This is a genomic window from Yersinia canariae (genome assembly GCF_009831415.1).
Taxonomy (GTDB): Bacteria; Pseudomonadota; Gammaproteobacteria; order Enterobacterales; family Enterobacteriaceae; genus Yersinia; species Yersinia canariae.
On record NZ_CP043727.1, the window covers coordinates 1,734,206 to 1,755,023 of the forward strand.

Sequence of the window (20,818 nt, forward strand, 5' to 3'; positions counted from 1 at the left end):
GGTTGTCCAGTTTTCATTGGTTCTGAGCAAAAAAAGCAACCAACTGAATCTTCTGGAGTGAAAAATGAGTCACCAAAACCTAAGCAGTCAATCACCGGTTAATGCGGATATATTACCTTTATTAGATCTTTCATTGCTGAATGGCAATGAAGAGGAACGTCAGGCATTTCTCGTCGCTTTACGTCATTCCGCCCGAGATATTGGATTTTTTTACCTGACCGGACATGGTATTGACTCCGCGTTATTACAACAAATCCAGACCTTATCACGTGAATTCTTTGCTCTACCTGATGAAGAGAAACTGGCTGTTGCCATGGTGCGCTCTCCGCATTTTCGTGGTTACAACCGCGCGGCTTCGGAACTCACGCGCGGCCAGCCAGATTGGCGTGAACAGTTCGATATCGGCGCTGAGCGCACGCCATTACCTCAAACCTCCGGCACACCAAGTTGGGCTCGGCTGCAAGGCCCAAACCAGTGGCCAGAAGCGCTGCCCGAATTAAAACCAACTTTATTGCAATGGCAGCGCGAAATGACCGGTATGGCGCTGCGCTTACTGCGCGCCTTTGCTTTGGCACTAAATTTAGATGAAAACGCATTTGATGAGTTGTATGGCGATAAACCCAATGAACATATCAAACTGATTCGTTATCCAGGGCGCGAAACCACCCAAAGCGGGCAGGGAGTGGGCGCGCATAAAGATTCCGGTTTCCTCAGTTTCTTGTTGCAAGACCAGCAACGTGGTTTACAAGTTGAGGTAGAAGAGGGGCGCTGGATTGATGCGGTGCCGCGGCCAGACACTTTTGTGGTCAATATTGGTGAACTGCTGGAACTGGCCAGTAATGGCTATTTGCGCGTCACAGTGCATCGGGTAGAAACCCCACCTGCGGGGGCAGACCGTTTATCAATCGCCTTTTTCCTCGGCGCGCGCTTGGATGCCGTCGTGCCATTGTATCAACTGCCCGCCTCTCTGGCTGCGGAAGCTCGTGGGCCGGCCAGTGATCCGCATAATCCCCTATTCCGTGATGTTGGGCTTAATTATCTCAAAGGACGTTTGCGTTCTCATCCGGATGTTGCCGAGCGCTATTATCCAGACGTGGTTTCGCCGTCGGCTGCAACGGCTGCCGTCAGTACAACTTATTGATATTAAATTATAAAAACTTATTTTGGGGATGATAATGATGACAAAGACAATGATGACTAAAACCCGTATTTCTGGCTTGGTTCGTGCGGCATTACTGACGGCACTGGCGTCGACTTTTACTTTATCGGCACAAGCAGCCGAGGCCCTGCGGGTCGCAGCAGACCCCATTCCGCATGCGGAAATTCTGCAATTTATCCAAAAACTGGATCCGTCGCTGAATCTCAAAGTCATTGAAATCACTAATGGTGTTAACTCGAATGAGTTGTTAGCGCATGGTGATGTGGATGCTAACTATTTCCAGCATGTTCCTTATTTGCACTCTCAAGAGCAAGCATTGGGGCAGAAGTTTGCGGTTGCTGCCACGGTGCATATTGAGCCACTGGGCGTTTATTCCCATAAACATAAAACCTTTGCTGAAGTGCCGGACAAGGGCACTGTCGCGGTACCCAATAACGTCACTAACCTCAGCCGTGCGCTCTATTTATTGCAAGATCAAGGGCTTATTACGTTAAAACCGGGCTTTACTGACCCGGCGAAAAATCAGGCCACACCCAAGGATATTGCGAACAACCCTAAACACCTGAAAATCCTGGAGATTGAATCACCGCAGATCCCGCGTTCACTGGATGATGTTGATTTAGCAGTCATTAATGGAAACTATGCATTAGAAGCGGGTTTGAATCCGGCCAAAGATGCTTTAGGGCTGGAGAAAGCCGCGGGTAACCCGTACGCCAATATTTTGGTGACCACGCCGGCGCTGGAAAATGATCCACGAATCAAACAGTTGGCGAAAGATTTGCAGTCACCAGAAGTGGCGAAGTTTATCACTGAAAAATATGCCGGTTCTGTTATTCCAGTGGCAGGCATTAAATCATGATTAGCATCGAACGCCTGAGTAAAACCTATCCACAGGGAGGGCTGCCGATGGTGGCCCTGGCGGAGGTCTCACTGGAGATCCCGACGGGCTCGGTGTTCGGTATTATCGGCCGCAGCGGGGCGGGGAAAAGTACCTTAATCCGCTGCCTGAATTTACTGGAACGGCCCACTTCGGGCCGTATTCAAGTAGATGGCCGCGAGTTAACCACACTTTCAGATCGCCAATTACGTCTGCAAAGACAGAATATCGGCATGATTTTCCAGAATTTCCACTTACTTCATTCACGTAACGTATGGGACAACATTGCTGTTGGGCTGGAAATTATTGGTATGCCGAAACCACAGCGGCAAAAGCGTGTGGCGGAGTTATTGGATTTAGTCGGGTTGAATGATAAAGCCCATGCTTTTCCCTCGCAATTATCGGGTGGACAAAAACAGCGGGTCGGCATCGCCAGGGCGCTGGCGGCTAAGCCATCTTATTTGTTATCTGATGAAGCCACCAGTGCGCTGGATCCAGAAACCACGGCCTCGATACTGGCGCTGCTCAGCAATATTAATCGCCAACTGGGGCTAACTATCGTGTTGATTACCCATGAGTTAGATGTTGTGAAGTCCATCTGCGATACCGCCGCCTTACTTGAAAATGGGCGGGTGGTGGAAACCGGCGCGATAGCCGATTTACTCTCTTCGCCTCACTCTCGGCTGGGGCGCTCGCTGTTGCCCGCGCGTGGCCCGGTATCATTATCTGGCACACCAGTAGCGGAGTTGACTTTCTTTGATACGGTATCGGCCTCGCCGGTGCTGAGTGAATTAGCGCAGCGGCATGCGGTAGGAGTCACCCTACTGGGGGGCGGGGTCGAATCTATTGGCGGTCAACGAGTTGGGCGCTTGCAAGTTGATTTCAGCCACCCAGACGGCGGGCTGAATTTAGCGGAAGTTTTACAATTTCTGAATGAGCGTGGTGTGAGGGCCGAACTGATATGAGCAGCGGGATGAGTTGGCAGGATCTGTTGGAGCTGGTGGTCAATGCGACCGGTGAAACCCTTTATATGGTTGTTGTAGCGACCTTTTTCACTCTATTAATTGGCCTGCCGCTGGGGATCTTATTATTTGTTTCACGCCCTAATGGTGTGCTACCGGCCCCTCGGGTGAATATATTGATAGGTGCTATTGTGAATCTGGGGCGCTCAATGCCATTTGTGGTATTGCTTATCGCGCTGATTCCCATCACCCGATGGATTATCGGCACTACATTGGGGAGCACTGCCGCTATCGTGCCCATTACGTTAGGTGCCATTCCATTTTTTGCCCGGGTTGTTGAGGCCGCGTTGGATGAAGTGGATAAAGGGCGGATTGAGGCCATTTTATCTATGGGCGGGTCTGCACGGCATGTGATTCAAAAAGTGTTACTGCCGGAAGCGCTACCGGCTTTATTAGCAGGAGTGACTTTAACTGTGGTGATGCTGGTGGGGTTCTCATCCATGGCCGGTGTTATTGGCGGCGGTGGTTTGGGCGATTTGGCGATTCGCTATGGTTATCAGCGGTTTAATAATGAAGTGATGGTGGCAACCTTAGTGATTCTGGTGATTCTGGTACAGGGCGCACAAAGTCTGGGTGATAAGTGGGTCAGGTCGCTGGCGCATCGGCGCTAAAGTTTGTGACTCTATCATGCCGATTTAGAATTGAAGCTACAGGCGTTATATTCACTCCTGTAGCTTTATTTCGCAAAGAACAAGACTCAAAAACAGGATAATTAGCCGTTTAATGCTTGCGCCAAGTCAGCAATCAAATCTTCGGTATCCTCAATCCCGACGGATAAACGCAAAAGTTGCGGGGTAATCCCGTGTTTTAAGCGGGTTTCCAATGGGATTGATGCATGGGTCATGCTGTAGGGTTGGCTGATTAAGCTTTCGACACCGCCGAGACTTTCGGCCAAAGTAAATAAATGTGAGCGCTTGATGACAGCACGAGCGAACTCATCATCTCCTTTCAATCTCACCGAAATCATGCCACCAAAACCGGCCATCTGTTTGGCAGCCAACGCGTGCTGTGGATGGCTTTTCAGCCCAGGATAATACACATTTTCTACTTGCGGCTGTTGTTCAAGCCACTCGGCGATACGCTGTGCGCTGTGATTATGGCGCGCCATACGCAACGCCAAAGTGCGCAAACCGCGTAATGTCAGGAAACTGCTGAAGGGGTCTAAAATCCCGCCGACAGCATTGTGCAAAAAGCCCAATTGTTCTGCCAGTTCAGGATGGTTCCCCACGGCGGCGACACCGGCGACAACATCAGAATGACCATTAAGATATTTAGTGGCTGAATGCACCACAATATCAAAACCTAACTCCAGCGGGCGCTGAATATAAGGTGAGGCAAAGGTATTGTCTGCCACACTAATCAACTGATGTTTTTTGGCAATAGCAGCAATCGCGGCCAGATCCGCCAATTTTAGCAATGGGTTAGTTGGCGTCTCCACCCAGATCATTTTGGTCTCAGGTAAAATGGCTTGTTCCAGTGCGGCGGTATCTGCGGGAGAAACATAAGTTACCCGCAAACCGGCGGTGCGACTGCGTACTTTCTCCAGCAGGCGGTAGGTTCCGCCATATAAATCATCCACGGCAATGATATGGCTGCCTTGATCCAGCAATTCCAGAACTGTTGAGCAGGCGGCCAAACCCGAGGCAAAAGCATAACCACGGATGCCACCTTCCAACTCTGCAATTGCTTTTTCCAATGCAGTGCGAGTGGGGTTACCACTGCGGGAATACTCATACCCGGTGTGTTCGCCAGGAGCGGGTTGTGCAAAGGTGGACGTCGCGTAAATTGCGGGCATCACTGCACCCGTGCTGTCTGGGGTATAACCGGCATGGACGGTTAGGGTATCGAACTTTGCCATGATAAAAATCCTTAATAAGAGAAGATTAAGCCAGCTTTTGACGCCAGGTATTCAAAACATCGGTGCGGGTAATCAACCCGAGGAAGCGCTCACCATCGAGTACCACTGCGACATGGCCATCATTAAAGGTTGCCAGCAGAGACCGGTAATCGGCTTCTTTTTGTAACGTATTGACCTGACGGGTCATCGCGCTACTGACCGGGTGTTTGAAATGGGAAGCATCAGCTTGCACTGCGTTCAGAAGATCCCATTCGTCGATGAGGCCAACGACTTTTTCGCCGTCTAATACCGGCAATTGGGAGATGTCATACAGGCGCATCCGGGCGTGAGCGACGGCTAAGGTATCTTGTGGTGAGACAGAAATGGTTGCGCCGTCCTCATGGCTATAAGTGATGTAATCACGCAAATCACCCCGCTGAGGTTTGCTCAGCAATCCCTGTTCCAGTAACCAGTAATCATTGAACATTTTGGACAGGTATTTATTGCCGCTGTCACACACGAAAGTCACCACCCGTTTTGGCGTAGTTTGTTCGCGGCAATAGCGTAATGCCGCTGCCAATAAGGTTCCGGTAGAAGAACCTGCCAGCACACCCTCTTCACGCAGCAGGATGCGGGCGGTACTGAAAGCTTCAGCATCATCAATACTGTAGGATTTTTTTACTTGAGAGAAGTTACTCAACGGCGGGATAAAGTCTTCGCCAATCCCTTCGACGAGCCAGCTACCGGCATCACCAATGTGGTCGTTGTCGACGAAATCCGCCAAAATGGAACCAGCAGGGTCGGCCAGCACAAATTCTGTTGCGGGCGAAACCTCTGTGAAATATTGGCTTAGCCCACTGAGTGTGCCGCTGGAGCCCACGCCCACCACGATAGCATCAATTTTTTCGCCCATCTGCTGCCATAGTTCAGGGCCAGTTGAGGTGCGGTGAGCTGCGGGATTGGCTGGGTTATTGAACTGGTCAATATAAAAAGAACCCGGAGTCTCCTGCGCCAGCCGCAGAGCATAGTCCTGATAATAGGCCGGATGGCCTTTTCCCACATCAGAGCGGGTGAGCAGCACTTGTGCGCCCAATGCGCGCAGATGGAAAATCTTCTCTTGGCTCATTTTATCCGGCACGACCAATATCAACTTGTAGCCTTTAAGTGCGGCGACCAGCGCCAGCCCAAGGCCAGTATTCCCGGCGGTGGCCTCAATAATGGTGCCGCCGGGTTGCAGTAAGCCCTCTTTTTCCGCCTGTTCAATCATTGAGAGTGCGACCCGGTCTTTAATTGAGCCGCCGGGATTTTGGTTTTCCAACTTCACAAATAACTGGCACGGCCCGGTATCAAAGCGGGTCAGTTCCAAAAGTGGGGTGTGGCCGATAAGATCAAGCACCGAGCGCGGGATAGCCATCATTGACTCCAGTAAACATTGAGTTAACAGAATGAGTTCGGTTAACAACCTATGGCTGGATAATAGCGCTAGCGGCTTAGGCACTAAAAAGAACAAATAACCCGTTCATATTCCTTTTGGTAATATACTTATGGTTTTTTAGACGTTTAGGTGCTTAGATGTAAGGGTGTTTAGATAGGAAGATGGTTAGCCGTATAGCCATCAATACTCGGTGAAAACAGCGTCTTTACAAAACAAAACGTAAAACAATGCCCATTTGGCGCGGCAATGGGATAAATTTAGAAAAGGTATTGAAATATGACTAAGCTAATATTTCAGTTTCAGTGAAAAAACGTGATTTTTTCGCTAATTGGACTGTGGTTATTTTGGAAATACCACTTATTTCCAATTATTTGCAAGGATACTCTGGCGACCTCATGATGAAATTTATTTTCCCGTTCAAGCTAAAAAAGCTGACTTTCAGTGCTGGTTTGTTGCTCTTGGCACTGCCTCATGCCAATGCTGCTGACACACCACCTCCTGCGATAGACGCCAAAGCCTACGTATTAATGGATTACAACAGTGGAAAAGTGCTGGCTGAGGGTAACAGTGACCAGCGTCTTGACCCTGCTAGTCTGACAAAAATTATGTCCAGCTATGTGATTGGACAGGCCATTAAAGCCGGCAAAGTGCATCCGGATGATTTAGTGACCGTCGGTAAAGATGCCTGGGCCACCGGTAACCCGGCATTGCGCGGCTCCTCGGTGATGTTTTTGAAACCGGGTGATCAAGTCAAATTGTCCGATTTGAACAAAGGTATTGTGATTCAGTCCGGTAATGATGCCAGTATTGCGCTAGCTGATTTTATTGCCGGCAGTCAGGACAGCTTTGTTGGTTTGATGAATAATTACGCCAAAGCGCTTGGCCTCAACAATACCCACTTCATGACGGTGCATGGCCTTGATGCTCCCGGGCAGTACAGCACCGCGCGTGATATGGCGGTTTTAGGGCAAGCGCTTATCCGTGATGTTCCTGATGAATATGCGCTGCATAAAGAGAAAGAATTTACCTTTAATAAAATTCGTCAGATTAACCGCAACCGGCTGTTATGGAGCACGAGTCTCAATGTCGATGGCATGAAAACCGGCTTTACCTCCGGTGCCGGGCATAATCTGGTGGCCTCGGCGACTGATGGGCCGATGCGTTTGATCTCCGTTGTACTGGGTGCTCCCAGTGACAGAGTCCGTTTCAGTGAAAGTGAGAAATTGCTGACTTGGGGATTCCGCTTCTATGAAACCGTGGTGCCGATTAAGGCCACGAAACCTTTTGTGACGCAGAAAGTCTGGTTTGGTGATACCGGGCAAGCTGAACTTGGCGTGGCTGAGGATGCCGCTATTACCATCCCGAAAGGGCAGATGAAGAACTTGAAAGCCAGTTATAAGCTCAATGAGACGGAATTGCGCGCTCCGCTGGCGAAGCATCAAGTGGTCGGAACTATCGATTTTCAACTGAATGGTCAAACTATTGATCAGCGGCCGTTAGTCGTCTTAAACGAAGTGAAAGAGGGCGGATTCTTCAGCCGCATCTGGGATTTCGTGATGATGAAAATTAGCCAGTTATTTAGCTAACTTTAAGCAAAAGGGCGACTATTAAGCCGCCCTTTTTATGATTTATTCAGAGAAATCAGTTACAAGCTACAACCTTGATGGCCAGGCCGCCACGAGATGTTTCGCGGTATTTTGAGTTCATATCTTTGCCTGTTTCGTACATCGTTTCGATGACTTTATCCAGACAGACGCTGGGTTCGCTGGTGCGGCGCAATGCCATACGGGCTGAGTTAACGGCTTGCACGGCGGAAATTGCGTTACGCTCGATACATGGCACCTGAACTTGCCCTGCAACCGGGTCACACGTCAGCCCCAAGTTATGCTCCATGGCAATTTCAGCCGCAATGCAGACCTGAGCTGGGCTTCCGCCCATCAATTCAGCCAGACCGGCAGCGGCCATTGAACAGGCAACACCGACTTCCCCCTGACAACCGACTTCAGCGCCAGAAATGGATGCGTTCATTTTATACAGCGCACCAATAACACCTGAAACAAGGAAATAGCGGCTGTATGAGTTCTCATTCACAGGGCGAATGAATTTGTCGTAGTAAGCCAAAACCGCAGGGATGATACCGCAAGCCCCGTTAGTCGGCGCAGTGACAACTCGCCCCCCTGCCGCATTTTCTTCATTGACCGCTAAGGCATACATATTGATCCAATCGACAACCATCATCGGATCGGCATTATGTTTATCTGTGGTGACCAGCATACGGCGCAATGCAGCGGCGCGGCGCGGAACTTTCATGGGGCCAGGTAAGAGGCCTTCAGTATTAATACCGCGCTCAATACCGGCACGCATGACATCCCAAATAGCCGCAAAGTGCGCACTTATCTCGGCTTTACTGTGCAAAGCCAACTCATTTTGCATCACTAAACCGGATAAAGATAAGCCGGTATCTTTACAGTGTTTTTGCAAATCACGCGCAGAATTGAACGGGTAGGGGACAGAAACAGTATTGCTGTCTTGCTGACTAAAATGAGCTTCATCGACAATGAACCCGCCGCCAATGGAGTAATATGTTTTGCTGAACAGACATTCATCACCTGCATGTGCGCTGATGGTCATGCCATTCTCATGCAAAGGCAAATTGGTTTCATGGAAGTTCATCCCGCCACGTGCCGGGAAATCAACTTCGTGACTGCCATTGGCCAGCAGCAAACGCTCCCGCGACTCTACATCACGGATAAAACCAGGGATGGCATCAATATCAACTGTATCCGGCATGTTTCCCGCCAGACCCATAATGATGGCAATATCGGTATGGTGGCCTTTACCTGTAAGAGACAAAGAGCCATAAACATCAACGGTGATTCGGGTGACGGCTGAAAGGTGTCCCAGAGTGATTAAATCATCGGTAAACAGCTTGCCAGCCTTCATCGGGCCGACGGTGTGAGAGCTGGAAGGACCAATACCAATCTTGAAAATGTCAAAAACGCTGACCATATTATTCGCCTCCTTCATGTTAAAGGCGTTATACCTTTCGTGTCTGGTGTTGTTACGTGTTAGCTGTAACACCCATCACTTAGGTAATATTATTAAAATGCATACATTGCCGTGGAAAAGAACCGGTGCGGACGCACCGGCTTTTGAATCGATTATCAGCGGATGATAATGAGCTGGCCGTGGAGGTTGGCCAGCTTCAAAATCACTTACCGAACAGGCTGAACAAGATTGCAGAGATAGCAATAAGACCCATGATAACCACGAAGATGTTACTGATGTGACCGCTGTATTTGCGCATCGCTGGCACTTTATGGATGGCATACATTGGCATCAGGAATAACAGCATCGCGATGATTGGGCCGCCCAGGGTTTCAATCATGCCCAAAATGCTTGGGTTCATGGTTGCGACAATCCAAGTGGTCACCAGCATGAACAGCGCAGTAATGCGGTTCAGTTTGTCATGATTGATTTCTTTGCCTTTGCTACGCAGAGATTTGATCATCATGCCGTTAAAGCCTTCACGAGCGCCTAAGTAGTGGCCCAGGAAAGATTTGGTGATAGCGATAAAGGCAATGACTGGCGCCATATAGGCAATCATTGGGGTATTAAAGTGGTTAGCCAGGTAAGACAGAATAGAAATATTTTGGCTCTTCGCTTCTGCCAGGTCGGCTGGCGACAAGCTCAGTACGCAACTAAATACGAAGAACATCACTGTCACAACCATCATGATGTGAGCAAAAGCTAAAATGCGGGAGCATTTTTTCTCAGCATCAACACCATACTCTTCGCGTTTTGCTACTGCAAAAGCAGAGATAATTGGGGAGTGGTTGAATGAGAACACCATCACCGGGATAACCAGCCACAGCGTCATCCACAGGCCGCTACCCGTGCCGTTGCCATCCATTGAGACATTCTCAAATATCGCGCTTGACCAGTTAGGAATCAGGTAAACAGCCAGCATCATCAATGCCGCAACAAACGGGAACACCAAGATACTCATTGCTTTCACAATGGCATGTTCACCAAAACGCACGATAGTCATCAGGCCGATGATAAGGATCAGCGACAAAATGGCACGTGGTGGTGATGGTAGATGCATCTGGTGAGTAATAAAGCTATCAACGGTGTTGGTAATCGCAACACTGTAGACCAACAAAATTGGGTAGATAGCGAAGAAGTAAAGCAGAGTAATCAGTTTACCCGCACCTTTACCAAAATGTTCTTCAACCACTTCAGTGATATCTTCTCCCGGATTTTTACCTGACAGCACAAAACGGCACAGGCCGCGGTGTGCATAGAAGGTCATCGGGAAAGCAATAATGGCCATAACGATAAGAGGCAGAAGGCCGCCGATACCAGCATTGATTGGCAGGAATAATACGCCCGCGCCGATGGCTGTGCCGTACAGACCCAACATCCACATGGTGTCACTTTTACGCCATGTGCTTGATGAAGTTTTTCCCGTGGAGGCAATAGTGCCCGTTTGAGTAGTGTCCATGAAAAATCTCCAATGTGAACACGTTAATTTAAAATTAAGAGCCGAAAGTTAGAGACCTGTAGTGCCTTATTTAGCGACATTATCAGGTGAAAAATTCAGTCGAAACGATTTGTTTAAAATTGGTGCCCTGGTTATTAGCTTGGTGTCGTGGTTGTGATTTATACCTAAACGTTAAAGTGCAAAATTTAACCGATTTTAAGCGGATGAATTCGCTTTATCGGATATTTTTGTTGTTCTGAGGAGAACAGTAGTTTTTGCTGGCGGCAAGATAGCGATTTGTAGTGAAAACTACCGTGATCATGCTCGCAAATGCTCAATAAACTCGACCCCAATGAATTGTTGCGGATTTACAACTGATTGTTATGTGAATGTTTGTAATTCATCGATAAGAAAAATAAAAACATCTTTTCTATAATTGACCAATAAACAAACAATTCTTTTTTGCTCCCCCTTTCTTGATGGGCAATATATTTTAACCGCGCTTGTGAATCTAGCAAAAATCAATTTTTCCACTAATTCCTTGATGAATATCATTAATTTAAAATATTAAAATTAACACAACTTGTTGATATATGAAGATAATTATATTTTATAGAGAATAAGTAAGAGCGGGTGATTTTTATAGTGTTATAAGCAGTGAAATAAGAAAATAGCAATAATTCAGATTGTCTTTCAGAATAAGTCAGGGAGTGATTATTAGTATTCTATGGTTTATTTGTCATATGAACATATGCGGTTGATAATTTGTCTGACAATAAACTAACGCTATTCTTTTACGTAAATGCATTAAAAGAACATCAAATGTTAAATTAATTTACCTTAAACAAAAATATCAACGGATATTAATTAATCAATGGAATTGCGTTTCAAAATTTTTATGAGTAAAACGCCATTTAGCCACAAATAAAGTATGGTTATTTGTTGTCGGATTATTTTGCTTAAATATAGCCCATTAGTGCCTGGCAATATGCAGCCGATATTATCTACTCAGTATTTGGCAATTTAAGATTTTTGCTATGTAATCAAGGAGGAGGCCGCCAGACTGGATGTCATAAGAGGGCGTTCTCAGTGCAGGATGCATTTGCACGCATCCTGTTCGCTATCGGTATGTGCGAAAGAAAGAGGGCCTAACAGTAGGTTTTAATATCGTGCTGTAAAAAGAACTCACTGAATTCGATATCAGGCTCACGGTTGGTCACGACAGCATCAAATAGTGTCAACGCGCCGATACTGGCGGGTTTTATTTTGCCAAACTTACTGTGGTCGGCTACCAGAATTTTATGCTGGGATTTGGCAATTGCACGGTGCTTTAATAGGATCTCGTCGAAATTGAAACAAGTTGCGCCGTACTCAATAGAAACGCCTGCCGCAGAGATAAAAGCTTTGTTTGGACAAGCATTATCCAGCTCATTATGTTGGCTTATCGGCGTAAAAATGTAGTTATTAGGTTTGAATTCCCCCCCACACAAGACAACTTTGCAATTGGGTTTATCTTGTAAAGACAGGAAGGTGTTGAGGGAATAGCAAATCGCGGTAAAAGACAGTTCTTCATCAATTTCGTCGATTATCGACGGAATTGTCGTGCCGCAATCAAAGAAAACGGTGTCATTTTCCGCGATAAGACGTGCCGCTAACTGGCCGATTCGGCGCTTTTCTTCCACCTGTTTAGCTTGTTGGTCAGAAACAAAATAGTTATTGGCGCTGTTGCTTTTAGGGTCCATCACCACATAACCGCCGAGCAAAATAACGGATGTGGGTTCAGCACTAAGATCTCGCCGAATCGTCATTTCAGAAACACGCAATAGATTAGCCGCGTCTTTTAAATGGATTTTGTCGGAACGCTTAAGGGCCTGAGTAAGTTTATTGATTCGTTCTGCACGGCGAGTTTCCATAAGCTATCCCTGACGAGTTGTTTTCAAGACCATGCAACGCAAAAAAGTGTACAAAACAGTACATGGCAATAAGTAAGCCCGACCTTGGCCGGGCTTTATACCCATCATCTTTCAAGTGCTGACGCGCTGGTAACCCGCATTTCAACCTATTGAAATATATTGGATACAGACTAAGTTAGTAGCTTGATGCAGATGTTTGCTGACCTGAAACGATAGCAACGCCAGAACTGGTGCCAATGCGTGTTGCCCCAGCCTTAATCATCGTTTCTGCTGTAGCCCGGTCGCGAACCGCACCGGAAGCTTTAACTCCCATCTCTGGACCTACTGTGGCGCGCATCAATTTGACATGTTCTTCTTTAGCACCGCCAGTGCTAAAACCGGTTGAGGTTTTAACAAAAGCTACGTCAAGTTCACGACACATTTCACAAACTTGTACAATTTGCGCGTCACTGAGCAGGCAAGTTTCTAATATTACCTTCAACGGTGTGGAGGCGCAATTATCGCGCACGGCCTTAATATCAGCTTTAACCTCCGCGATTTTACCACTTTTTAGCCAGCCAACATTAATAACCATATCAATCTCTTGTGCGCCAGCTTTGATAGCGGCCTGGGCCTCAAAAGCTTTTGCTTCAGTCAGACCGGCACCCAGTGGAAAACCAATAACTGAGCACACTTTAACTGATGTTCCTGCTAACTGTTGTGCAGCAACGGGTACATACCCGGAGTTAACACATACTGCATAGAAATGATGCTGCTTAGCTTCTTCACACAGCTTAATAATTTGATCTTCGGTAGCATCCATTGCCAGTAGGGTATGGTCGATATAATTAGCGTAATTGATCGTCATGATTATTATCCTTTTGTTCATCTGTAAGTTAGCTATGTTGTTATAATAATAACATTTAATGGAAAAAACAAAGATAATCCTCACATATTTAGCTGTTTTAGATTTTATTTTGTTATTTTAATTACATTAATGGTTGTTAAATAGCCATCAAATAGCATGACTACCAATGCAATCATATGATTTTTATGTGTTTTTAAATGAAGGAGAGATTTTTAGATGAGCATTGTCGGCATTTTAGTTTGCCGACAATGTAAAATTAATAACGTGAGAGGGCTAGCTTCTGACCCATCCCCGGCTGATAGGCAAGGCAAAACCGAGGTGATAAAGGCGCTTCATACCATGTGAGATAGCATAGCCGAATAAATTCCACACTAACTGTGCAAACAAGCAGCCGACAATACCGAGCAAAAAGGCACCCGCCATATCTAACGGCCAATGTACTCCCAGATAGATACGTGACCATGCAATCGCGACGGCCACGATCATCATGCTGATTGCTGACCACAGTTTGTGCCAGAAAACAAAAGCGAGAGCGAAAGTGAAAATAGCAGTGCCGTGGTCGCTTGGGAAAGAGCTGTCAGGTGCGTGGTTCATAAAGTTATAACCAAAACCGATGACAAAAGGCCTGTCATGCGGGATAAGCATCCCGATACAAGAGGCTGAAAGCATAGAAAAAGCCAGAGCGATGGCGGCTTTGGTGACTAAGGCGCGCTGTGAATCCATGGCGTTTTCTGGCCCCCACAACCATAACCCCACCAATAATACGGGGATAATCATAATCAAATCGCGTGCGATGAAAGTCGCAAAAGAAATCATCCATGGCTGTGATGCTGGGGTGGCATTTATCATGGAAAAGAAAAAGTAATTTATTTGTTCTATCATTTTGTACCCTTATCACGGTGGTAATAACCGCTTATCATCCAATACGCAGCCAACTGACTGAGCCATACCCACCAACCCGCCCACAGGTTGTGAGTAAGAAAATGTGCCCCACGCATGATTTGTCCAAAACCCATCAACATGCCAAGACTGACACCGGCGAACCAACACAGCAAAGCCCACTGTGGCCGCTCGGGGTAAAACAAGAAAAACAATGCCATCACTGCAAAACCACTGGATGCATGACCGCCAGGGAAACAGTGGCCTGGACCCGCGCCGGCGGGGACTGTCCCCATCAACACATAGCTGAGGGATTTGCCGCCATACTCCACTAAGTCCCAAGGGCAGGAGTGCGCGCTGGTGGCTTTTAAAATACCTATCACCAATGGGCCGATACCAAACAACAACATGGTGGTCACTAAGCGCGTATTACGGTGATAAATGCCCCACAACAACGCGATGGTGGCAGCGCTAATAATGGTTATTTTCAATAACCGGTGATTAAGTAAATCCAGCCAGACATTATTTTCCCATGGAAAATGTTGTGAGACCGGATCAAACCAATTATTACTGATAAGCCAATCCAGCTGCTCATCGCGGGATAACCAGAGAAACAGCAATCCACTGATCACCAGCGCAAAAACCTGCCAAAAATAAAAGGATAACGGCAGCGAGTAAAGGGAGTTTGTCCTAATTATCAATGCCGTTGAGGTATTATTTAATGTTGAGGTGGTGACATCAGATGGAGTGACGGGTTTGTTGATCTTCACGCAATAACCTGGAGCAGAAGTTGTAATATTTGTACTGTAATAATTCTGCCTTAAGAAAGCCTTAAGGGCATTCCCTTCGTACTTGACGTTAATGGGGGGGTATCTGCAACGCCAACAAGTCGTGATAAATCATGAGGAACGGGAGAAAACTCAAATTTCAGGCAAGAAAAAACCCGATTAGTCTTGAACCTAACAAGGCGGGACTATCGGGCTCCTCAATATGGGGACATCAAAGAAAAGCAGTGGCATTAAATCAGACCCCATCCCGGTAAGAAAGTTCTGGGGAAATAAAAAAAGTATAAAATAATGTTTAGCTTTATCTTAAATGCCTCTTTTGGCGTACTAGCCTAATATTCCCGGCCAGACAATGACGATGAGTGAGCCCGCCAATGTCAGTAATACGTTTGCAATGGCATAAGTCCCTGCATATCCAAGCGCTGGGATGTTACTGCGAGCCGTGTCGCTGATGATATCCATCGCCGGTGCGCAGGTGCGGGCCCCCATAATCGCGCCGAAAAGCAGGGCGCGGTTCATGCGTAATACATAAGCGCCAAAGATAAAGCAGATAACGACTGGCACTAAACTGACTATCAAGCCGGAAATCAGCATTTGGCCGCCCACGGCACCCAAATTGCTGTTAATACCGCCACCCGCGCTCAGCCCGACTCCGGCCATAAAGACCATCAATCCGAACTCTTTCACCATATTGAGTGCCCCTTGCGGGATATAGCCGAAAGTCGGGTGGTTGGCCCGCAAAAAGCCAAGCATGATGCCCGCCATCAGTAGGCCAGCGGCATTGCCAATACCAAAGCTGAAATTACTGAATTGGAAGGTAATCAGGCCAATCATTAAGCCCAAAATAAAGAAAGCGCAGAAAGCCAGCAGGTCGGTGACCTGACTGTGAATGGAGATAAAGCCAATCTTCTCCGCCACACTTTTGACTCGCCGTGCATCCCCGCTGACTTGCAAGACATCGCCTTTATTCAGCACCACATTGTCATCAATCGGCATTTCTATCTGGCTGCGGATCACGCGGTTAAGGAAACAGCCGTGGTCGGTTAATTTTAAATGGCTGAGGCGTTTACCGACGGCATTGCTGTTTTTGACCACAATTTCTTCAGTAACAATGCGCATGTCCAGTAAGTCACGGTCAAACACTTCTTTACCGTTACGAAAGCTGGGGTCAAGGCGGGAATGCGCATCTGGATAGCCGACCAGTGAAATTTCATCACCGACTTGCAGCACAGCATCGCCATCCGGGTTTGCTAAGATACCATTCCGGCGAATGCGCTCGATGTAACAGCCGGTTTGGCGATAAATACCTAATTCTCTTAGGTTTTTACCATCAGCCCATGCCACCAATTCCGGGCCAACACGATAGGCGCGGATAACCGGCAGGTAGACTTTACGCTGACTGTCAGTGTCAAGGCCGCGTTCACGGGCTATTTGCTGAGCACTGGTTGGTAAGTCTTGATGTTGAAGTTTAGGTAAATATCGCGCACCTAAAATCAGGCTAACCAAGCCAATAAGATAGGTCAGGGCATAACCCAGGCTGAGGTTATCCTGAGCATGTTGCAGTGCCGGATTATTCGCGATGGTATGGCGCAGTGTATCGCCAGCGCCCACTAAAACAGGTGTGGATGTCATCGAGCCGGCTAGCATCCCGGCGGTCAGGCCGATGTCCCAGCCAAACAATTTACCGAGCCCCAGCGCCAGAATCATTGCGCTGCCCACCATGACCAAAGCCAGCATCAGGTAGTTTTTGCCATCACGGAAGAAAATAGAGAAAAAGTTTGGGCCAGCTTCAACGCCGACACAAAAAATAAAGAGCATAAAGCCCAAATTCAAAGCTTCAGTATTAATGGTAAAGTGCTGTTGCCCAAGTATCAGTGATACCACTAACACACCAATAGCGTTACCTAATTGAATAGGCCCGAGTCGCAGTTTGCCCAGGCATAATCCCAGTGCTAAAACCACGAATAACAGCAAGATGTAGTTGCCGTTTAACAAATTTGCGACGTTTATATTCACCAGAATGACTTTCTATTTAGCTCGGATGATCCACGATGCATACACCCTAATGTAAAGCCAGAGCGACACATATATTTAAATTCAAAAAAATTTATCGCCAGACAGGATATAAATGTAGGCAATAGTGTGGGTTATTCTAATCTGTCTGTTGCGAGACAGCCAGTAGTAAGCAGGAAGTTTGGTATAGCTAGAGGTATATGCTTTAGGGTTAGATGAATGCAGGTTTATATGCTGGAAATAAGCCGCGAAATGCCGCTTTGGGGTAGGGTTTTACTGGCGTACGCTTCATGTTGGGGCACGAAAAAAGGGTGATTAACACCCTTTTCGCATCAAGTTAATCGTGATTGGCACAACTGTTGCCGGTTATCCACCAACAGAACAGTTTGTCAGCCGATTACTGGAACAGACTCAGATTTTCTTTTGCGTAGGCTTCGAAATCTGTGCAGCCACCGATGTGTTTCTCATCGATAAAGATTTGTGGCACAGTTTCGACTGGTTTGCCGACGGTTTTTTCCAAATCAGCTTTGGTTATCCCTTCCGCGTGAATATCAATGTAGCGGAATTTAAAATCATCGCGTTCAGTTTCCAGTTTTTCCGCCAGTTCTTTGGCACGAACACAGTAAGGACATCCAGGACGCCCGAAAATCACAGCAAACATGTAAAACTCCTTGATTAATTTGAGATAATCACTTCGCCAACAGTTACTGATATATTCAACTGTTAAATAACGTTTAGCGCATTACTCACTCTCACTTGGGTCTACTATGCCCTTTGACGCAGTGAAAAAAAAGCAGGATTTGCCTGTTAATCTGATTAATCTTACCTATTTGCATATCGTTACTGTTACAAATAGTGGGGATTCAATACACTAAGCAAAAGCTTATATATTCCCGAAGAACGTGGAGTTGCAGATAGGTAGCGTTCACACACTGCAGCTTCAAGTATGGAAGGACAGAGCCTGTCGGAGGTAAAGATGCGCTCGTTAGGAGATATGCCCCGAATTGTGATTATTCTGGAAGCATTGGGGATGATATTACTGGTTGTGGCCTATCTTAGTATCAATGACTATTTGTCATTACCGGGGTCAATGGGCACACAGACAGTGGCGGTGATTATGATTTTTGTTGGGATTGGCCTGATGATCCCGGCGGCAGCTTGCATTGTTTGGCGCGTAGCCAAGGGTTTTGGTCCACTATTAGGCAGTGCTGACAGAATATCCAAACCCCAATCTAAGAGAGAGTTAGATGAAGCGCGAGCCAAAAAGGAGAATAAATCTGACTAAGGTCACTCCTGAGTCTTTCTGAGGGCATTAAATTAGTCGGGATTGAAGTGGCGCTGTCGGCCAATATTCCGTAAGCTATGCCACTTTTCGTATTTTGAGAATCGTGAGGTAGGTAGTTATGGATTCACTCATCGTCCCGGATTTAGCCTTATTACGGCGTTGGCTGGATCAACTCGGTATCTCATTTTTTGAATGCGATTCCTGCCAGGCGCTGCATTTGCCACATATGCAAAATTTTGAGGGTGTGTTTGATGCCAAAATCGATTTGGTTGATAACATTATCTTGTTTTCGGCACTGGCCGAAGTGCGGCCGACCGCCCTGATCCCGCTTGTTGCGGATCTCAGCCAAATCAATGCCAGCTCGCTGACAGTGAAAGCTTTTATTGATATTCAGGATGATAATCTACCAAAACTGATAGTCTGCCAGTCACTGGTTGTTGAAGTCGGGGTGGCATTCGCCCAGTTTGGCTATTTTATGCAGCAATGCGAAGAGCAGATTTCAATGATTATTCTGGAAGCTCGCGCCAATGATTTATTGTTTATCGGCAACAGCGATGACGATGAATTGCCGCAAACAGCCACGGCTTATCCCGTTATTCATTAAAGACTCCGCCTCGCCTCTATAATCTGGGTGCCGCTGATAACCAGTGGCACACTGTTATTCCCTCCGTAAACCATAAGATATTCTGCTTTTTACCCTACTTTGCCAGATATTTGTCGCCGTTTATGCCATTAGTGACGCATTACATAGATAGAATGTGCATAAAAAATCGATAAAAGGCGTTTTTTACCCTAGAGTCTGGTGTGGATTGCGAACTGCGGTTATGCTGCTGTTTCTGCAATGGGCATAATATTTCTCCGCAAATCAGTGATTATCCTTGTTAGGTTAATAATCACTCGCCGTGCATAGTCATGCATCCGGGTTTTGTGGAAATAGCGCTCGGCAGGACAACGGTGTTGTGTCCCATCGGATGCAAATTTATCGCACGAATTTACCCCCTATTCTGGAGGAGTTAACGGATGTTCACCCAACGTAAAAAGTGGTTATCGGGTGTTGCTGCTGGCCTATTAATGGCTGCGTCCGTCTCAGCATCTGCTGAAGAAAAAACACTGCATATTTACAACTGGTCTGATTATATCGCGCCAGATACGCTGGCTAATTTCCAGAAAGAAACCGGCATTAAAGTTGTCTATGATGTGTTTGACTCCAACGAGGTGTTGGAAGGTAAATTGATGGCGGGGAGCACTGGGTTTGACTTGGTCGTGCCGTCAGCCAGTTTCCTTGAGCGCCAATTGTCTGCGGGAGTATTTAAACCGCTAGATAAGAGTAAATTACCGAATTACAAAAACCTTGATCCAGAATTGTTGGCGTTAGTCGGCAAGCATGATCCGGATAATAAATATGCTATTCCGTATCTGTGGGCAACCACCGGCATTGGCTATAACGTCGAGAAAGTCAAAGCTGCGCTGGGGAAGGATGCACCGGTAGACAGTTGGGATCTGGTACTGAAACCTGAGAATCTTGAGAAACTGAAAAGTTGTGGTGTTTCTTTCCTGGATGCGCCAAGCGAGATTTTTGCTACTGTACTCAATTACTTGGGTAAAGATCCAAACAGTATCCAGGCAACAGATTACACTGGCCCTGCAACCGAGTTGTTATTGAAATTACGGCCAAATATCCGCTATTTCCACTCATCACAATACATCAATGACCTGGCAAACGGGGACATCTGTGTGGCTGTCGGGTGGGCTGGCGATATCATGCAGGCTTCTAACCGCGCCAAAGAAGCTAAAAATGGTGTGAATGTGGCCTACAGTATTCCGAAAGAGGGGGCATTAGCCTTCTTTGACGTGTTTGCTATGCCAGCTGATGCGAAAAATCAGGATGAAGCCTATCAGTTCCTGAATTATTTGATGCGCCCTGATGTGATTGCCAATATCAGTAACCACGTGTTCTATGCGAATGCCAATAAAGCGGCGACACCGCTGGTGAACGCGGAAGTCCGTGATAATCCCGGTATTTATCCGCCAGCGGATGTGCGGGCCAAAATGTTTACGCTGAAAGTACAAGACCCGAAAATTGATCGCGTGATAACCAAAGCGTGGACCAAAGCGAAAAGTGGTAAATAAACCATTGGCGAAAATCAGTCACAGGCGTTGAGCTGATGACTGATAACGTATTGATGGCTAAGTGAAAAATCATGGTGGGAACAGGGAGCTATCTTCCTGTTCCTGTTTTTTATTGCGCCGCACCTTAAATGCGGCCTGTTCTGCTTTTAC

The 20,818-nt window shown here is 46.9% G+C and carries 18 protein-coding genes; 8 read left to right on the plus strand and 10 right to left on the minus strand.

All coding sequences use genetic code 11. From position 1 onward, the window contains the following. The first annotated feature begins 64 nt into the window (after positions 1–64). The 4 genes from F0T03_RS08090 to F0T03_RS08105 are packed head-to-tail and all read left to right on the plus strand — an operon-like array spanning position 65 to position 3,669. The gene (locus F0T03_RS08090) at positions 65–1,141 is read left to right on the plus strand and encodes an isopenicillin N synthase family dioxygenase (protein WP_159677758.1); all 1,077 of its coding nucleotides are present in this window, start codon (positions 65–67) and stop codon (positions 1,139–1,141) included. A 52-nt stretch (positions 1,142–1,193) separates the two neighbouring features. Continuing rightward, a complete protein-coding gene (locus F0T03_RS08095) occupies positions 1,194–2,018 on the plus strand; it encodes a MetQ/NlpA family ABC transporter substrate-binding protein (RefSeq protein WP_159680774.1) in 825 nt (274 codons plus the stop codon). Beyond that, positions 2,015–3,001, plus strand: a complete 987-nt coding sequence (locus F0T03_RS08100) for a methionine ABC transporter ATP-binding protein (protein WP_145552964.1) — start codon at positions 2,015–2,017, stop codon at positions 2,999–3,001. The genes F0T03_RS08095 and F0T03_RS08100 overlap by 4 nt, the downstream gene beginning before the upstream one ends. Next, positions 2,998–3,669 (plus strand): methionine ABC transporter permease, encoded by a 672-nt coding sequence (locus F0T03_RS08105; RefSeq protein ID WP_145552962.1) that lies wholly within the window; start codon positions 2,998–3,000, stop codon positions 3,667–3,669. The genes F0T03_RS08100 and F0T03_RS08105 overlap by 4 nt, the downstream gene beginning before the upstream one ends. A gap of 101 nt (positions 3,670–3,770) precedes the next feature. On the opposite strand, the gene F0T03_RS08110 is transcribed toward F0T03_RS08105, so the two are convergent. Together F0T03_RS08110 and F0T03_RS08115 are read right to left on the minus strand one after the other, a co-directional pair. Then, positions 3,771–4,916 (minus strand): trans-sulfuration enzyme family protein, encoded by a 1,146-nt coding sequence (locus tag F0T03_RS08110; protein ID WP_159677761.1) that lies wholly within the window; start codon positions 4,914–4,916, stop codon positions 3,771–3,773. A gap of 25 nt (positions 4,917–4,941) precedes the next feature. Continuing rightward, a complete protein-coding gene (locus tag F0T03_RS08115; RefSeq protein WP_159680776.1) occupies positions 4,942–6,309 on the minus strand; it encodes a pyridoxal-phosphate dependent enzyme in 1,368 nt (455 codons plus the stop codon). A 416-nt stretch (positions 6,310–6,725) separates the two neighbouring features. On the opposite strand from F0T03_RS08115, the gene F0T03_RS08120 reads away from it, so the two are divergent. After that, positions 6,726–7,916 carry a serine hydrolase gene (locus F0T03_RS08120; protein ID WP_162526913.1) on the plus strand — a complete coding sequence of 397 codons (1,191 nt, stop codon included), beginning with the start codon at positions 6,726–6,728 and terminating at the stop codon, positions 7,914–7,916. Between the two features lie 55 nt (positions 7,917–7,971). Here F0T03_RS08120 and F0T03_RS08125 read toward each other — a convergent pair whose 3' ends face one another. The 8 genes from F0T03_RS08125 to F0T03_RS08160 form a co-directional block, all read right to left on the minus strand. Further along, positions 7,972–9,339, minus strand: coding sequence for an L-serine ammonia-lyase (locus tag F0T03_RS08125; RefSeq protein ID WP_145552958.1), 1,368 nt, complete (start codon positions 9,337–9,339; stop codon positions 7,972–7,974). A gap of 202 nt (positions 9,340–9,541) precedes the next feature. Beyond that, complete coding sequence (locus F0T03_RS08130; RefSeq protein ID WP_145552956.1) at positions 9,542–10,837, minus strand: HAAAP family serine/threonine permease; 1,296 nt, start codon at positions 10,835–10,837, stop codon at positions 9,542–9,544. 1,127 nt (positions 10,838–11,964) lie between these two features. Further along, positions 11,965–12,729, minus strand: a complete 765-nt coding sequence (gene deoR / locus F0T03_RS08135; RefSeq protein WP_145552954.1) for a DNA-binding transcriptional repressor DeoR — start codon at positions 12,727–12,729, stop codon at positions 11,965–11,967. A 175-nt stretch (positions 12,730–12,904) separates the two neighbouring features. Next, complete coding sequence (gene deoC, locus F0T03_RS08140) at positions 12,905–13,576, minus strand: deoxyribose-phosphate aldolase (protein ID WP_159677764.1); 672 nt, start codon at positions 13,574–13,576, stop codon at positions 12,905–12,907. A gap of 273 nt (positions 13,577–13,849) precedes the next feature. Next, complete coding sequence (gene ybjG, locus F0T03_RS08145) at positions 13,850–14,455, minus strand: undecaprenyl-diphosphate phosphatase (RefSeq protein WP_208787117.1); 606 nt, start codon at positions 14,453–14,455, stop codon at positions 13,850–13,852. Beyond that, the gene (locus F0T03_RS08150; RefSeq protein WP_162527021.1) at positions 14,455–15,126 is read right to left on the minus strand and encodes a phosphatase PAP2 family protein; all 672 of its coding nucleotides are present in this window, start codon (positions 15,124–15,126) and stop codon (positions 14,455–14,457) included. Before F0T03_RS08150 ends, ybjG begins: the two co-directional genes overlap by 1 nt. Positions 15,127–15,567: 441 nt before the next feature. Then, positions 15,568–17,256 (minus strand): aspartate:alanine antiporter, encoded by a 1,689-nt coding sequence (locus F0T03_RS08155; protein WP_145552948.1) that lies wholly within the window; start codon positions 17,254–17,256, stop codon positions 15,568–15,570. A 394-nt stretch (positions 17,257–17,650) separates the two neighbouring features. Further along, complete coding sequence (locus F0T03_RS08160) at positions 17,651–17,914, minus strand: GrxA family glutaredoxin (RefSeq protein WP_004873700.1); 264 nt, start codon at positions 17,912–17,914, stop codon at positions 17,651–17,653. 315 nt (positions 17,915–18,229) lie between these two features. Between F0T03_RS08160 and F0T03_RS08165 the strand changes: the two genes are divergently transcribed. The 3 genes from F0T03_RS08165 (at position 18,230) to potF (ending at position 20,668) form a co-directional block, all read left to right on the plus strand. Then, complete coding sequence (locus F0T03_RS08165; protein ID WP_145552946.1) at positions 18,230–18,538, plus strand: YbjC family protein; 309 nt, start codon at positions 18,230–18,232, stop codon at positions 18,536–18,538. A 118-nt stretch (positions 18,539–18,656) separates the two neighbouring features. Continuing rightward, entirely contained in the window at positions 18,657–19,142 is a 486-nt protein-coding gene (locus F0T03_RS08170; protein ID WP_145552943.1) for a type III secretion system chaperone family protein, read from the plus strand. A 416-nt stretch (positions 19,143–19,558) separates the two neighbouring features. Beyond that, positions 19,559–20,668, plus strand: coding sequence for a spermidine/putrescine ABC transporter substrate-binding protein PotF (gene potF / locus F0T03_RS08175; RefSeq protein WP_145552941.1), 1,110 nt, complete (start codon positions 19,559–19,561; stop codon positions 20,666–20,668). Positions 20,669–20,818: the final 150 nt, after the last annotated feature.

Excerpts from the sequence above, each read along its gene's own strand:
- F0T03_RS08105 (WP_145552962.1), top strand. The coding sequence starts at position 2,998 with ATGAGCAGCGGGATGAGTTGGCAGGATCTGTTGGAGCTGGTGGTCAAT.
- F0T03_RS08115 (WP_159680776.1), bottom strand. The coding sequence starts at position 6,309 with ATGGCTATCCCGCGCTCGGTGCTTGATCTTATCGGCCACACCCCACTT.
- F0T03_RS08110 (WP_159677761.1), bottom strand. The coding sequence starts at position 4,916 with ATGGCAAAGTTCGATACCCTAACCGTCCATGCCGGTTATACCCCAGAC.
- F0T03_RS08095 (WP_159680774.1), top strand. The coding sequence starts at position 1,194 with ATGACTAAAACCCGTATTTCTGGCTTGGTTCGTGCGGCATTACTGACG.
- F0T03_RS08160 (WP_004873700.1), bottom strand. The coding sequence starts at position 17,914 with ATGTTTGCTGTGATTTTCGGGCGTCCTGGATGTCCTTACTGTGTTCGT.
- F0T03_RS08090 (WP_159677758.1), top strand. The coding sequence starts at position 65 with ATGAGTCACCAAAACCTAAGCAGTCAATCACCGGTTAATGCGGATATA.
- F0T03_RS08125 (WP_145552958.1), bottom strand. The coding sequence starts at position 9,339 with ATGGTCAGCGTTTTTGACATTTTCAAGATTGGTATTGGTCCTTCCAGC.
- F0T03_RS08100 (WP_145552964.1), top strand. The coding sequence starts at position 2,015 with ATGATTAGCATCGAACGCCTGAGTAAAACCTATCCACAGGGAGGGCTG.
- deoC (WP_159677764.1), bottom strand. The coding sequence starts at position 13,576 with ATGACGATCAATTACGCTAATTATATCGACCATACCCTACTGGCAATG.
- F0T03_RS08165 (WP_145552946.1), top strand. The coding sequence starts at position 18,230 with ATGCGCTCGTTAGGAGATATGCCCCGAATTGTGATTATTCTGGAAGCA.
- F0T03_RS08170 (WP_145552943.1), top strand. The coding sequence starts at position 18,657 with ATGGATTCACTCATCGTCCCGGATTTAGCCTTATTACGGCGTTGGCTG.
- deoR (WP_145552954.1), bottom strand. The coding sequence starts at position 12,729 with ATGGAAACTCGCCGTGCAGAACGAATCAATAAACTTACTCAGGCCCTT.
- F0T03_RS08130 (WP_145552956.1), bottom strand. The coding sequence starts at position 10,837 with ATGGACACTACTCAAACGGGCACTATTGCCTCCACGGGAAAAACTTCA.
- potF (WP_145552941.1), top strand. The coding sequence starts at position 19,559 with ATGTTCACCCAACGTAAAAAGTGGTTATCGGGTGTTGCTGCTGGCCTA.
- F0T03_RS08120 (WP_162526913.1), top strand. The coding sequence starts at position 6,726 with ATGATGAAATTTATTTTCCCGTTCAAGCTAAAAAAGCTGACTTTCAGT.